This is a genomic window from Azomonas macrocytogenes, assembly GCF_014191985.1.
Lineage (GTDB): Bacteria > Pseudomonadota > Gammaproteobacteria > Pseudomonadales > Pseudomonadaceae > Azomonas > Azomonas macrocytogenes.
On record NZ_JACHXI010000011.1, the window covers coordinates 40,881 to 53,404 of the forward strand.

Annotated in this window: 12 protein-coding genes, 1 tRNA gene and 1 pseudogene; 10 read left to right on the forward strand and 4 right to left on the reverse strand. The window is 53.9% G+C overall.

What is annotated here, in order from left to right; genetic code table 11:
• The first annotated feature begins 113 nt into the window (after window positions 1-113).
• From FHR87_RS11525 to FHR87_RS11545, 5 genes are all read left to right on the forward strand, one after another.
• Window positions 114-989, forward strand: coding sequence for a YihY/virulence factor BrkB family protein (locus tag FHR87_RS11525; protein WP_183166878.1), 876 nt, complete (start codon window positions 114-116; stop codon window positions 987-989).
• Window positions 990-1,136: 147 nt separating this feature from the next.
• Complete coding sequence (locus tag FHR87_RS11530) at window positions 1,137-2,252, forward strand: N-acetylglucosaminyl phosphatidylglycerol synthase (protein ID WP_183166879.1); 1,116 nt, start codon at window positions 1,137-1,139, stop codon at window positions 2,250-2,252.
• Window positions 2,245-3,009: an N-acetylglucosaminyl phosphatidylglycerol deacetylase gene (locus FHR87_RS11535; RefSeq protein ID WP_183166880.1), complete on the forward strand. Its 765-nt coding sequence runs from the start codon at window positions 2,245-2,247 to the stop codon at window positions 3,007-3,009. Before FHR87_RS11530 ends, FHR87_RS11535 begins: the two co-directional genes overlap by 8 nt.
• Window positions 3,006-3,998 (forward strand): glucosaminyl phosphatidylglycerol flippase, encoded by a 993-nt coding sequence (locus FHR87_RS11540; protein ID WP_183166881.1) that lies wholly within the window; start codon window positions 3,006-3,008, stop codon window positions 3,996-3,998. The genes FHR87_RS11535 and FHR87_RS11540 overlap by 4 nt, the downstream gene beginning before the upstream one ends.
• A gap of 89 nt (window positions 3,999-4,087) precedes the next feature.
• Window positions 4,088-4,279: a CsbD family protein gene (locus tag FHR87_RS11545; protein ID WP_183166882.1), complete on the forward strand. Its 192-nt coding sequence runs from the start codon at window positions 4,088-4,090 to the stop codon at window positions 4,277-4,279.
• Window positions 4,280-4,381: 102 nt separating this feature from the next.
• Here FHR87_RS11545 and fdxA read toward each other — a convergent pair whose 3' ends face one another.
• Together fdxA and mutS are read right to left on the reverse strand one after the other, a co-directional pair.
• Window positions 4,382-4,705, reverse strand: coding sequence for a ferredoxin FdxA (gene fdxA, locus FHR87_RS11550; protein ID WP_183166883.1), 324 nt, complete (start codon window positions 4,703-4,705; stop codon window positions 4,382-4,384).
• 119 nt (window positions 4,706-4,824) lie between these two features.
• Window positions 4,825-7,410 carry a DNA mismatch repair protein MutS gene (gene mutS, locus FHR87_RS11555; RefSeq protein WP_183166884.1) on the reverse strand — a complete coding sequence of 862 codons (2,586 nt, stop codon included), beginning with the start codon at window positions 7,408-7,410 and terminating at the stop codon, window positions 4,825-4,827.
• 500 nt (window positions 7,411-7,910) lie between these two features.
• Between mutS and gacA the strand changes: the two genes are divergently transcribed.
• The 5 genes and pseudogenes from gacA to FHR87_RS11580 form a co-directional block, all read left to right on the forward strand.
• Window positions 7,911-8,555, forward strand: a complete 645-nt coding sequence (gacA, locus tag FHR87_RS11560; protein WP_183166934.1) for a response regulator transcription factor GacA — start codon at window positions 7,911-7,913, stop codon at window positions 8,553-8,555.
• A 3-nt stretch (window positions 8,556-8,558) separates the two neighbouring features.
• Entirely contained in the window at window positions 8,559-10,382 is a 1,824-nt protein-coding gene (gene uvrC, locus FHR87_RS11565; RefSeq protein WP_183166885.1) for an excinuclease ABC subunit UvrC, read from the forward strand.
• A gap of 30 nt (window positions 10,383-10,412) precedes the next feature.
• A complete protein-coding gene (pgsA, locus tag FHR87_RS11570; protein WP_183166886.1) occupies window positions 10,413-10,964 on the forward strand; it encodes a CDP-diacylglycerol--glycerol-3-phosphate 3-phosphatidyltransferase in 552 nt (183 codons plus the stop codon).
• 64 nt (window positions 10,965-11,028) lie between these two features.
• A tRNA-Gly gene (locus tag FHR87_RS11575) sits at window positions 11,029-11,104 on the forward strand.
• Between the two features lie 226 nt (window positions 11,105-11,330).
• Window positions 11,331-11,501, forward strand: a pseudogene (locus tag FHR87_RS11580) (Arm DNA-binding domain-containing protein); the annotation flags it as partial.
• 54 nt (window positions 11,502-11,555) lie between these two features.
• On the opposite strand, the gene FHR87_RS11585 reads toward FHR87_RS11580, so the two are convergent.
• Complete coding sequence (locus tag FHR87_RS11585) at window positions 11,556-12,023, reverse strand: SDR family NAD(P)-dependent oxidoreductase (protein WP_246336016.1); 468 nt, start codon at window positions 12,021-12,023, stop codon at window positions 11,556-11,558.
• Window positions 12,024-12,231: 208 nt separating this feature from the next.
• Window positions 12,232-12,516: a hypothetical protein gene (locus FHR87_RS11590; RefSeq protein ID WP_221189823.1), complete on the reverse strand. Its 285-nt coding sequence runs from the start codon at window positions 12,514-12,516 to the stop codon at window positions 12,232-12,234.
• Window positions 12,517-12,524 lie beyond the last annotated feature (8 nt).

The following is a 12,524-nucleotide window of genomic DNA, read 5'->3' on the forward strand; positions in this document are numbered from 1 at the left end:
GTGGCTTCGAACAGCGTTTCGCCTTGGGTGGTCCACTGTTCTAATAGCGAACTTCCGTCGTTGGGCAACCGTCCGATTCAAGGTTGGAACAAAAATCAGATAGAGAAGATGAAATGGCTTTCCTGGATACGCGCAACCTTGGTATGCAGAAGCTGATCAAGCGGACATTCAAAGGTTTCAGTGAAGATGACATGTCGACTTATGCTGCTGCATTGGCATTTTCGATCCTGTTTTCGATGTTTCCTTTTTTTCTGTTCTTGATTGCTCTGCTGGGCTTTCTGCATTTGCCGCAATTCTTTAGCTGGTTGCGAGAACAGGGTGAACTGTTTTTTCCACCAGTGGCGATGGAGCAGATCAATCCGGTCATCGACCAGTTGCAGCGGCAGGAAAGCGGGCTGCTTTCTTTTGGCATCCTGCTCGCCCTGATATCAGCTTCCCGGGGCGTACGTTCGCTGATGCAGGCTATGAATGTTGTGTATGCGGTCAAGGAGGCACGCCCGATCTGGAAACTTTATCTCCTTTCGCTGGTGTATACCGTGGGGCTTGCCATGATGATGCTCACGGCTGCCGGACTGATGATCGTGGGCCCGCAAGTCTTGGAGTGGTTAGCTGCGCGAGTAGGGCTGCAGGAAGTCGTGATAACGCTCTGGACCTGGTTGCGCTGGCCGGCAGTGATCCTGCTGCTGACCTTTTCAGTTGCGGTGATGTACTACGTCATGCCTGATGTCGAACAGTGCTTTCGCTTCATCACGCCTGGATCGATCCTGGCAGTTACGATCTGGCTGATCGCCTCGCTTGGTTTCGGTATATATGTACAGAACTTTGCCAACTATAACGCGACTTACGGCAGTATCGGCGCGATCATCGTGCTCCTGCTTTATCTCTATATCTCGGCGTCGGTGCTATTGTTCGGTGCCGAAATGAACGCAGTGATCGAACATGCCTCCGTAGACGGTAAAGACGAAGGTGAAAAAATCATCGAAGAGTGAAGGGCGTAGATCTTCGTCAAACAGGCTGACAATATCATTGTCTGTTTACTTATCTAGCACGAACATCTGCGCTGCGTTACGGTCCATTGGTTTCTCGGTGCTGGCTCCGTCCTGAGCTGCATACGAATCGAGCGGAGAATCCCTGTCTTGCATATCGCCGATATGACCATGTTCTATGCCCCTGCCAGTGGCGGTGTGCGTACCTACCTGGAAGCCAAGCATCGCCGCTTGCGCTTGTATCCCGGCGTCCGGCACAGCATGTTGGTACCGGGTAGTGCTTACCATCACCGTGAAGGGCTTTATGAAGTGCCGGCTTTCGCCTTACCTTTTGGCAAAGGGCAGCGTTTTCCGTTACGGCGAGCACCGTGGAGCAATCTGCTTGGTAGCCTGCGGCCGGATTTGATCGAAGTCGGTGATCCCTATGTGACAGCCTGGGCAGCTTTGGATGCCGGTCGGCAATTGAATATCCCGGTGATCGGTTTCTATCATTCGGATCTGCCGCTGTTGGTCAGCAATCGTTTCGGCTCCTGGGTTGGTGGTAACTTCAATCCCTATATTCTCAAGCTCTACAGCAGTTTCGACCGGGTTCTTGCGCCCAGCCAGGTAATGGCGGATAAGCTGGCCGGGCTTGGCGTGCGTAATATCTTCGTCCAGCCGCTGGGTGTGGACCTCGAGATTTTCCATCCCGATCGATGCAATCCCGACCTTCGCCGGGAACTGGGGCTGGAGGATAAAACCCGTCTGCTGATCTACGCGGGGCGGGGCTCACGAGAAAAGAATCTGGATATTCTTCTGCAAACCATCCAAATGCTGGGCAAACCCTATCATCTATTGTTGGTTGGCTCGGGGATGCCTAGGCGTGTGCCGGATAATGTGACGGTTATCAAGCGTTTCTGCCCGGCAATAGAGGTCGCGCGGTTGATGGCCAGTTGCGATGCGCTGTTGCACGCTGGTACCCAGGAAACGTTTGGTTTGGTAGCACTGGAGGCCATGGCCAGCGGTATTCCGGTCGTTGCGGCGCGTTCTGGAGCCTTGCCCGAGCTGGTGCCGTTCCATTGTGGCCGGCTTTGCCGCCCGTTGGATGCGCTGGATATGGCCGGTAAGATCCGTGAGTTGTTCGAAAGTGATACGCGCTTGATGGGCATACAGGCCCGCCAGTATGTAGAGGCACAGCATGCCTGGGATGCGGTCGTTGCGGGGCTGCTGGCGCATTATCAGGCAGTACTTGGTCAGTCCGAAATGGCAGTTGCCGTCCATGGTTGAGCGGACCTTGATGCTGGTGCTGCATGATGTGGCGCCGGAAACCTGGAGGGATTACCAGCCTCTGGTCGAGGCAGTGGATGCGCTTGGACATATTCCCATGAGCTGGCTGGTCGTTCCGGATTTTCATCATCGCAATCCATTGGACAAGTTTCCCGGTTTTTGCCGAATGCTCGACCAGCGCATCGCCTGCGGCGACGAACTGGTGTTGCATGGCTATTTTCATTGTGATGACGGACCGGGGCCGCGAACGCTTCCGGATTGGTTCATGCGGCGCATCTATACGCATGAAGGTGAGTTCTATGTCCTGAACGAGACGGCTGCCTTGGAACGCCTGGAACTGGGCAAGGCACTGTTTCAGCGGCATGACTGGCCGTTGCAAGGATTCGTGGCACCAGCCTGGTTATTGAATGAAGGCGCGCGACAGGCGCTGATAAAATCCGGGCTGAGCTATACCAGCGATCCACATCATCTCCATTTACTACCGAAGTTCACTGCCATCAAGGCGCCTTCGTTTGTCTGGAGTGCCCGCAGCAACTGGCGTCGTGGATTATCCTGGCTGCTTAGCGAAAACCTGGCATGGCGGTGCCGGCAGATGCCACTGGTACGTTTAGGCTTGCATCCAGTGGATATGCGTCATGATTTCTCACGTACTTACTGGTTAGAGCTGTTACAGCGACTGTTGGCGGATGGCCGTCGGCCCATGACCAAATCTGCCTGGCTGCGCCAGTACCTGGAGCAGCCAAGGTCGGCCGCATGAAGCATGGCGTATGGTTGCTGCCGGGCGCTTTGCTTGCTGCCGCACTGATCCCTTTGCTGCTGGGTGGTAACGGTCTGTTTGAGCGCCTGCTATCGTTTCCGGTCGATCTGTTATGCGGCATGCTTGGTATGGTAGTTCTCTGCTGGTTCTGTAATGCGCTGCGCTTGCGCTTGCTGCTGGGGTATCGCCATTTGGGGCAGAGACAGGCGCTAGGTATCGTGGTGGCTACCGAATTCGCCATGTGCGCGACTCCCGGCGGGGCCGGTGGACCTCTGACGATGATGGCTTTGCTGATGCGCCAGGGAATCGCACCGGCCAAAGGGACCGCAATATTCGCCGTGGAGCATTTTTGCGATCTGCTGTTCTTCATGTGTGCCTTGATTGGTGTGCTGATCTATGCGCTGACTCACACGCTCAATCCGCATCTGGCCGGATTGCTGAGCCTGAGTACCGCTTTACTGTGCGCGGTCCTGATTCTGCTGGGGATGCTTGGGCGCTTTCACCGTCAGGTATTCAGGCTTAACGGCTGGTTGATGGCTCGGTTTGGTATGCAGGCTCGGCGCAAGATTCGCTGGGCGCGCCGGTTGCTGGGCTTTCGCAATGCATTGCTGGAGACCTTCCGTCTACCGCAAGCGATCCTGCTCTGGGCCTTTTTATTGACCGTCATGCATTGGCTGCTGCGTTTTAGCATTCTCTACTTGGTTCTGCATGGGCTCGGCCACGAATTGGCTTGGGCCTGGACCCTGCTGGTGCAGATGCTGGCGTTGACTGCAGGGCAGCTCAGCCTGTTGCCTGGCGGCGCAGGCAGTGCCGAGTTGGCTGCGGCAGCGCTATTGGCGCCGCTCGTAGGAAAGTCCAGCGCAGCGGCGGCTATCCTGATCTGGCGGTTCGTCACCTATTATTTCTATCTGATTGCGGGAGCGCCGGTATTTCTGCAGTTGGCCGGACGGCCCTTGCTGAAGCGACTGATCCGCTACCGGCAGACCTGAGCCATTTGTCCAATACTTGCAACTACTGTTTTTTTCACAGGTCGATTGAGGGGTAACGTTCAGCTTCTTGACGATAAGGGGAAACTCAAATGGGTAGCACTACGGACAAGATCAAGGGTAATGCAAACGAAGCAGCGGGTAAGGTCAAGCAAGGCGTTGGTGAGGCTACAGACAACGAACGTTTGAAAAACGAAGGCCGTGGCCAGGAAGCCAAAGGTAAGGTTCAGCAAGTAAAAGGCGATGCCAAGGATGCGGTCAAGAATCACGTGGACCGGGCCTGATTCCTTCGAGCATTCGATTTGCCAGCGAAAGACAGGTAGCCTGAACATAACGATGCCAGCGTGTGCAGGCATCGTTGTGTTGAGCCGAGATATAAAAGCATCTCAGCGTTCCAGATGCTTGAGCTTGTTATCCACTCCATCCCAGTCTTCTGCATCCGGTAGCGCATCTTTCTTTTCCGTAATGTTGGGCCAAATACCCGACAGTTCGGCATTCAATGCCACAAATTCCTGCATATCTTCAGGTACTTCGTCTTCCGAGAAGATCGCCTGAGCTGGACATTCCGGCTCGCAAAGTGCGCAATCGATACATTCGTCAGGATGAATCACCAGGAAGTTCGGACCTTCGTAGAAGCAGTCCACTGGACAGACTTCCACGCAATCGGTGTATTTGCATTTGATGCAATTGTCGGTAACGACGAAAGGCATTTCTAGTTATCTCCTCATTTTTAAAAGCCTTGCCGACAAGGCTTCCTGGGCGGCTATGGCAGGCTAATTACCACAGATCCATGCTATGAAATTCTAGCAGATTTTGTTTTACCAGCGCCTCATAGTCGGGCTTTCAGGTTATATAGCAATTCCAGCGCCGCACGTGGTGTCAACTCATCGGGATTGATCTGCGCCAGGTCTTCCAGTATCGGATGCGGCACGTTGGCAAATAGGTCGGTTTGCATGGGCATCATTGCTGTCCGCGGGCCGGGCTGTTGCTTTGGTAGGTCATGGGACAGGCTGGTTGCTTCCAGACGCATCAAGTGGTTTCGCGCTCGCTGGATCACCTCGTCTGGCACGCCGGCCAGTTGTGCAACGGCCAGGCCGTAACTCCGGCTGGCAGGCCCTGGCAGTACATGGTGCAGAAAAACGATCCGCTCGTTATGCTCGGTAGCGCTGAGATGCACGTTGGCTACCACTGGCTCATTTTCCGGCAAGACGGTCAGCTCGAAGTAGTGCGTAGCGAACAAGGTATAGGCGCGCAATTTTGCCAAGTGTTCGGCGGCCGACCAGGCTAGGGATAGGCCATCGAAAGTACTGGTCCCGCGTCCGACTTCATCCATCAATACCAAGCTACGATCGCTGGCATTGTGCAGGATATTGGCGGTCTCGCTCATTTCCACCATGAACGTGGAGCGGCCGCCGGCCAAATCGTCGCTCGAACCGATGCGAGTGAAGATTCTGTCCACCAGCGATAGCTCACAAGTGGTTGCCGGCACGAAACTGCCGATTTGTGCCAGAAGCACGATCAAGGCCGTTTGCCGCATATAAGTGGACTTGCCGCCCATGTTCGGCCCGGTAATGATCAGCATGCGCGTCTCGTTATCCAAAGCCAGGTCGTTGGCCACGAAGGGGGTTTCCAATACCTGTTCGACTACTGGATGCCGACCTTGCTCGATTCGCAGGCAGGGTTCTTCAGTAAAGCGCGGTCGATTCAGATCGAGATTCAGTGCCCGTTCGGCCAGATTACTCAACACGTCCAATTCGGCGAGGGCACCGGCAGTTTCCTGCAGCGGCGCCAGCTGTTCAATGAGCATGTCCAATAATTGCTCGTAAAGCGCCTTTTCCCTGGTCAGTGCCCGGCTCTTGGCAGACAGGGCCTTGTCTTCGAAGGCTTTCAACTCGGGTGTGATAAAGCGTTCGGCACCTTTGAGCGTCTGGCGGCGGATATAGTCGGCCGGTGCCTGTGCGGCCTGCACACGCGGTAGCTCGATGAAGTAACCATGGATACGGTTGTAGCCGACCTTGAGATTAGCAAGGCCGGTACGGACTTTTTCCCGCGCTTCGAGATCCATCAGGAATTGCCCGGCGTTCTCGCTCAAAGACTGCAGTTCATCCAGCTCAGGATCATAGCCGCGTTTCAGCACGCCGCCATCGCGGATCACCGCCGGTGGATTGTCGATGATCGCGCGCGCCAGCAAGTCGGCCATTTCCGGATAGGTGCGAATACTGCTTGCCAGATCGTTCAGATGTGTGGCGACCAACCCCTGCATCGTAACCTGCAGACCCGGGAGCGCTGCCAGCGCATCGCGCAGGCGTGCAAGGTCGCGCGGCCGAGCGTTGCGCAGCCCGATCCGGGCAAGGATGCGTTCGATATCGCCGATATCTTTCAACAGCGGCTGAATGTTCTCGAAACGATAATGTTCCAACAGACAGGTAATGGAATCCTGGCGCGCTTCCAGCACCGCACGGTCGCGCAACGGGCGGTTCAGCCAGCGCGTGAGCAGACGGCTACCCATCGCCGTCTGGCAGCGGTCCATCACCGATTGCAGTGTATTATCGCGCCCACCGGAAAGGTTAGTGTCCAGCTCCAGGTTGCGTCGGCTGGCACCGTCCAGAATAACGGTGTCGTCGAGTCGTTCGTGGCGCAGGTTGCGCAGATGGGGCAGGGCGGTGCGCTGAGTATCTTTCGCATAGGTCAGCAGGCAGCCGGCTGCGCCGATGGCAAGGGTCAGTCTCTCGCAACCAAAACCCTTGAGATCTTGCGTACCGAATTGCTGGCAGAGACCTTTGAATGCGGTATCTCGATCGAACTCCCAGGGTGCCCGACGTCGCACGCCACGGCGTTTTTCCAGTGGCAGGTTCTGAGGCCAATCATCGGGAATCATCAGCTCGGCAGGATTGAGTCGCTCCAGCTCGGCCAGCAAGGCTTCCCAGCCTTTTATTTCCTGCACACTGAAACGCCCGCTGGTGATATCCAGCACCGCCAGGCCAAATAGCTTTTCATCACCGAGCACCGCTGTCAGCAAGTTGTCCCGACGTTCGTCCAGCAAGGCCTCGTCGCTCACCGTGCCGGGGGTGATAATGCGTACTACCTGACGTTCCACCGGCCCCTTGCTGGTTGCCGGATCGCCAATCTGTTCACAAATGACCACTGATTCGCCGAGCTTTACCAGTCGAGCCAGATAGCCTTCCGCTGAATGAAACGGAATGCCAGCCATGGGAATCGATTTGCCGGCCGACTGACCGCGGGCAGTCAAGGTTATATCCAGCAGACTGGCGGCGCGTTTGGCATCCTCATAGAACAATTCGTAGAAGTCACCCATACGGTAGAACATCAGCTGGTCCAGGTGCTGGTTCTTCAGCCGCCAATACTGTTGCATCATCGGGGTGTGTTGCGATAAATCTGATTTTTGATTATTCATCAACTGCTTAGAAAGTTTTCTGGAATTTTTGGGACAGATCTGGAGCATTTCGCTTTTGATTTTCGGGGCTGTTCCAGATGAGCAGGAGCTCGTTCGGCGGCTCGTTGTCCACCCATTTTGCGTAGACTTCGACCAGCATCGTGAAGTCTTTAATGGCCTAATCGCATGGCAATGAAAGCAAGATTACCACGGGCGCTCAGACACCTGCAGGCATAGGTGTGGCGAGGCTGATAGCTACACGGACGCCAAGTGATTTTACCTTGACCCGTGCCCTGAGCGTCTGATTTTCTATTAACTGCCGTTTATCAAACCCATGGCTCTACAGCTTGCTTCAGGCATGTGGGCTACAGAGGTTTTTGTTAGAATTTACTACTTGGATCCAGGCGTCATTAAAGGTAGTGACTGTACTTGAGCTCAAGATTGCTCTGGTTTATCCAGTGGAGCGAGGTTATGTAACTTGGAGTTCCGCGCTGGTCTTCTTGTGTAACGAGGTATCCGATTTGATTAGGGTGCTGGTGGTCGATGATCACGATTTAGTACGTACTGGCATTGCTCGAATGTTGGCCGATATCGACGGTTTGCTTGTGATTGGACAGGCTGATTCGGGCGAGGAGGCTATCAGGGCGGCAAAAGAATTAAAGCCAGATGTAATCTTGATGGATGTTAGAATGCCTGGCATTGGTGGGCTGGAAGCTACTCGAAAGCTCTTGCGAAGCCATCCGCATATGCGAGTCATTGCTGTTACGGCATGTGAGGAAGATCCTTTTCCTACCCGATTGCTGCAGGCTGGTGCGGCTGGCTATCTGACCAAAGGAGCAGCATTGGGGGAAATGATTCAGGCTATCAGGCTGGTTTTCGCTGGCCAGCGCTATATAAGTCCCCAGATTGCGCAACAGCTGGCGTTGAAGTCTTTTCAACCCCAGTCCAGCAATTCACCTTTCGATCTGTTATCCGAGCGGGAAATCCAGATTGCCTTGATGATTGCGAATTGCCAGAAGGTGCAAGCCATTTCCGACAAGCTCTGCTTGTCACCCAAGACGGTCAATACTTACCGATACAGGATTTTTGAAAAACTCTCGATCAACAGCGATGTTGAATTAGTGCTGTTGGCTGTGCGCCATGGCATGATCGACAACTTGAGCTGATCGATGGCCGTTGTCTTCGATTCGTCTGCTTTTCTTGCATCATGCAGTGCGAGACCAGGCGTTTATCGCATGCTGGATGAAAAAGGCAAGCTGCTCTATGTTGGTAAGGCCCGCAATCTCAAAAAACGGCTGAGCAGCTATTTTCGAAAATCTGGCTTGGCGCCCAAGACTGCAGCTCTGGTTGCAAAGGTTGCCCAGGCTGAGGTGACTATCACTTCGAATGAGACGGAAGCTCTCTTGCTTGAGCAGACGCTGATAAAGCAATGGAGACCGCCTTATAACATCCTGCTGCGTGATGACAAATCATATCCCTACGTCTTTTTGTCTGCGGGTGACTACCCTCGCTTGAGTCTTCATCGTGGCGCTAAAAAAGAAGCTGGCAGATATTTTGGTCCCTATCCCAGTGCTGGAGCGATTCGAGAAAGCTTGGGATTGCTGCAAAAAGCTTTTCTTGTTCGCCAGTGTGAAGACAGCTATTTCAAAAACCGCACACGCCCTTGTCTGCAGTATCAGATCAAGCGTTGCAAGGCCCCTTGTGTAAAATTGGTCGATTCAGTCGAATACGCTCAGGATGTTCGTCATTCCGTCATGTTTCTTGAAGGACGTAGCGATGTTCTGACTCAAGAGCTTTCTGTCGATATGGAGCGCGCTGCAGCCAGCCTGGACTTCGAGCAGGCCGCATCGATACGCGATCAGATAGTTTTTCTTCGGCGAGTACAGAACCAGCAAAGCATGGAAGCAGGCTCTGGCGATGTAGATATCGTTGCTGCTGTAGCCAGCCCGGGCGGCGCTTGTATCAATCTGATCAGCGTAAGAGGTGGACGGGTACTGGGGAGCAAGAATTTTTTTCCTCGCGTGGGTATTGAGGAAAAAACTAGCGAGATTCTTCTTGCCTTTCTCGAACAATATTATCTTGGCCTATTCGAGCGCGATTTGCCTGAAGAACTGATCGTCAATGTTGTACACGAAGATTTTTCTACCCTGGTAAATGCCATCCTCGAATCGCAAGGCCGCGAAATCAGTATCAGCCATCGAGTGCGGGGTACGCGATCGCGCTGGTTGCAATTGGCCCTGACTAATGCAGAACAGGCCCTGACTGCACGGTTAAGCAGTAAACAACAGTTATTGGCGCGTTTCGAAGCATTGCGTCTAGCTCTGCAATTAAATGAGGTTCCCACACGCCTTGAATGCTTTGATATAAGCCACTCGAGTGGTGAGGCTACCGTTGCTTCCTGCGTGGTATTTGGAAGAGAAGGGCCGATTAAGACCGATTACCGTCGCTATAACATCGACGGAATTACCGCAGGCGATGATTATGCGGCGATGCGCCAAGCATTAACCAGGCGCTTTAGCAAAGCGAGGGAGGGTTCAGGAAAATTACCTGACATTCTGCTTGTTGATGGCGGCAAGGGACAGCTTGGTATGGCGCGCGAAGTGATAGATAAATTGGCTATTTCTGGTTTTACTCTTTTGGGGGTTGCCAAAGGGGTTACGCGCAAGCCGGGATTCGAAACCTTGTACCTGAATGATGCTACAAATGAGTTGTCTTTGCCGGCGGACTCACCGGCTTTGCATTTAATTCAGCAAATTCGTGATGAGGCGCATCGCTTTGCTATTACAGGCCATCGGGCACGTCGAGCCAAGGTGCGACGGACATCGAGCTTGGAGGATGTGCCCGGAATTGGACCCAGACGAAGAAGGGAGTTACTCAAGCATTTTGGTGGCCTTCAAGAGTTGAACAGAGCCAGTGTAGACGAGATAGCAAGAGCTCCAGGCATCAGTAAAAAACTGGCGGAATCGATTTATGCGATTTTGCACAGTGAGTAAAATGCTTGCAAACCAGCGGATTAGGCTCAAATGAACATACCGAATTTTCTTACTGTATTACGTGTTCTGCTTATTCCGTTATTTGTTTTGTTGTTTTCTATACATGCACATTGGAGTTATTTGGCGGCTAGTACGGTTTTCACTATCGCTTCATTGACAGATTGGCTGGATGGCTATCTTGCAAGGCGCTTGCAGCAAACGACATCCTTAGGAGCTTTTCTTGATCCAGTAGCGGATAAGCTAATGGTTACTACCGCCTTGGTCTTGCTGGTTGAAGAACACGCTAATCTTTGGTTGACAATGCCGGCAATAATCATTATTGGGCGTGAAATCGTTGTTTCGGCGTTGCGTGAGTGGATGGCTGAGATAGGAGCCCGAGCAAAAGTAGCTGTCTCCCGCCAGGGAAAATGGAAAACAGCTGCCCAAATGGTTGCCTTGATCATTCTTCTTGCTAATACCCCAGTTTTAACTTTTTGGGTTGGCCTCGGATATATGCTACTGACAGTAGCCGCCGTTTTGACTTTATGGTCGATGCTTTTGTATCTGACAGTTGCCTGGCCATATCTGAAAAACGGTAAATAAACTTTTTTAATCAAGGGCTTGACGTAAGCTATTAAAGTTATAGAATGTCGCCCGTCAAGACGACGCGGGAATAGCTCAGTTGGTAGAGCACGACCTTGCCAAGGTCGGGGTCGCGAGTTCGAGTCTCGTTTCCCGCTCCAATTTATGATTTACAGACGTCCACTGACGTCTGTAAATCCTTGAAATAAGGACCGAAAGGTCCTTTTTTCGTTCCAACGCAGTTTACGGAAATCCATCTGTATTCAGGACTTTTTAGTCCATTTTTTATTTCATCAAGCCGAGTGCGCAGGGTTCCGCATTATTGCTGGGATAGTGCGGTAGGCGAGATGAAGATCTGGCTCTAACACGATGTTAGGAGCTGGAACGATGGCACTCTCGGACGCGGCCGTTCGCCAGGCAAAGGCGACGGGCAAGGCATACACTCTCGGCGAGATCGACGGCCTCTCCCTCGACGTCTCAGAACAAGGCAGCCGGTCCTGGCACTTCCGCTACTGCTGGGCGGGCAAGCAAAAGCGCATGTTCCTGGGCACCTACCCGTAGGTGGATCGTAAGCACAAGCGTCAGGCGGTGCGCCTGGCCAATTCGACGCGCTTAGGCGGAGTTGAAGCCGCGATCAGCGAGTGACAAAGGCGGCAAGAATGAGTATGCAAAAAATGCCGACGTTGAGCTTTGGCTCCCGTCAAGGCTGCCCTGCGAATGTCGCAGCCGCTCGGCGAATGCCGCGATGGAATCGAGGCTGGCGAGATCCAGCGCCTCGAAACTCACATTCGCGCTAGGAATGCTTTGGCGAATCCGATTGACGGCTGCCGCCCCTTTTGACTGGCTTCGACCTGCAATGATGACGTTTGCGCCCGCACGGGCCAGCGCCAAGGCGTCTTGGAACCCAAGGCCGCCGGTTCCAGTGACGACCGCCGTGCGGCCATGTTGGGAGGGGATGTCGGAAGCTGTCCAGTTGGTCATGATCATTGCCTGGCGGGGGATAGGGAGGTACGCTTGACGCGAAAAATTCAGCACTTGGCGCATGATTTGGTGCACTAAGTGCAGATTAACAATAGCCATTCGAACCCCGGGAACCCGCCCCAGCCGGTGTTGTGCTCCCCCGGCTCAACTCCTGTCCCGAGTGTGCATCAGGTCACCGTGCACGCTTTTCTCCTCTTGGATTGCGGTGATTCCTCATGCGCTTGGAACCCGGGCGGCCTCGCTGCGCCTCTGCGTTGGTCGCGAACTGCATCTCGAAGCTGTCGGGCGGCCATGACGGCTGATCGGCCTAGAACGATGCTTCCAGGAGGCCGCTGGCCATCCTTCTTCCCCAAGCGCCGTTGGTGAAGCTCCATGTCACGACCATGACGAAGGCGCTCGCAGCCAACAGCAGCGCAGCCGATCCCAGGTTGACGAGCGCGCCGCGTTCCTTCCGGCGCGAACGGATGAACTGTTCGGCGATAACGAGATTGGGGATGTAGAAGAAGAACGCCATGATCATGTCGAACCAGCCCGTGAAGCCCCTGCCTACACCGAGACCGCCGGACAGCAGGAACCACGTGCCGTATTCCATCCGATAGA

Excerpts from the sequence above, each read along its gene's own strand:
- fdxA (WP_183166883.1), bottom strand. The coding sequence starts at position 4,705 with ATGCCTTTCGTCGTTACCGACAATTGCATCAAATGCAAATACACCGAT.
- FHR87_RS11585 (WP_246336016.1), bottom strand. The coding sequence starts at position 12,023 with ATGGCTATTGTTAATCTGCACTTAGTGCACCAAATCATGCGCCAAGTG.
- FHR87_RS11525 (WP_183166878.1), top strand. The coding sequence starts at position 114 with ATGGCTTTCCTGGATACGCGCAACCTTGGTATGCAGAAGCTGATCAAG.
- uvrC (WP_183166885.1), top strand. The coding sequence starts at position 8,559 with ATGGCCGTTGTCTTCGATTCGTCTGCTTTTCTTGCATCATGCAGTGCG.
- FHR87_RS11590 (WP_221189823.1), bottom strand. The coding sequence starts at position 12,516 with ATGGAATACGGCACGTGGTTCCTGCTGTCCGGCGGTCTCGGTGTAGGC.
- mutS (WP_183166884.1), bottom strand. The coding sequence starts at position 7,410 with ATGAATAATCAAAAATCAGATTTATCGCAACACACCCCGATGATGCAA.
- pgsA (WP_183166886.1), top strand. The coding sequence starts at position 10,413 with ATGAACATACCGAATTTTCTTACTGTATTACGTGTTCTGCTTATTCCG.
- FHR87_RS11545 (WP_183166882.1), top strand. The coding sequence starts at position 4,088 with ATGGGTAGCACTACGGACAAGATCAAGGGTAATGCAAACGAAGCAGCG.
- FHR87_RS11540 (WP_183166881.1), top strand. The coding sequence starts at position 3,006 with ATGAAGCATGGCGTATGGTTGCTGCCGGGCGCTTTGCTTGCTGCCGCA.
- FHR87_RS11535 (WP_183166880.1), top strand. The coding sequence starts at position 2,245 with ATGGTTGAGCGGACCTTGATGCTGGTGCTGCATGATGTGGCGCCGGAA.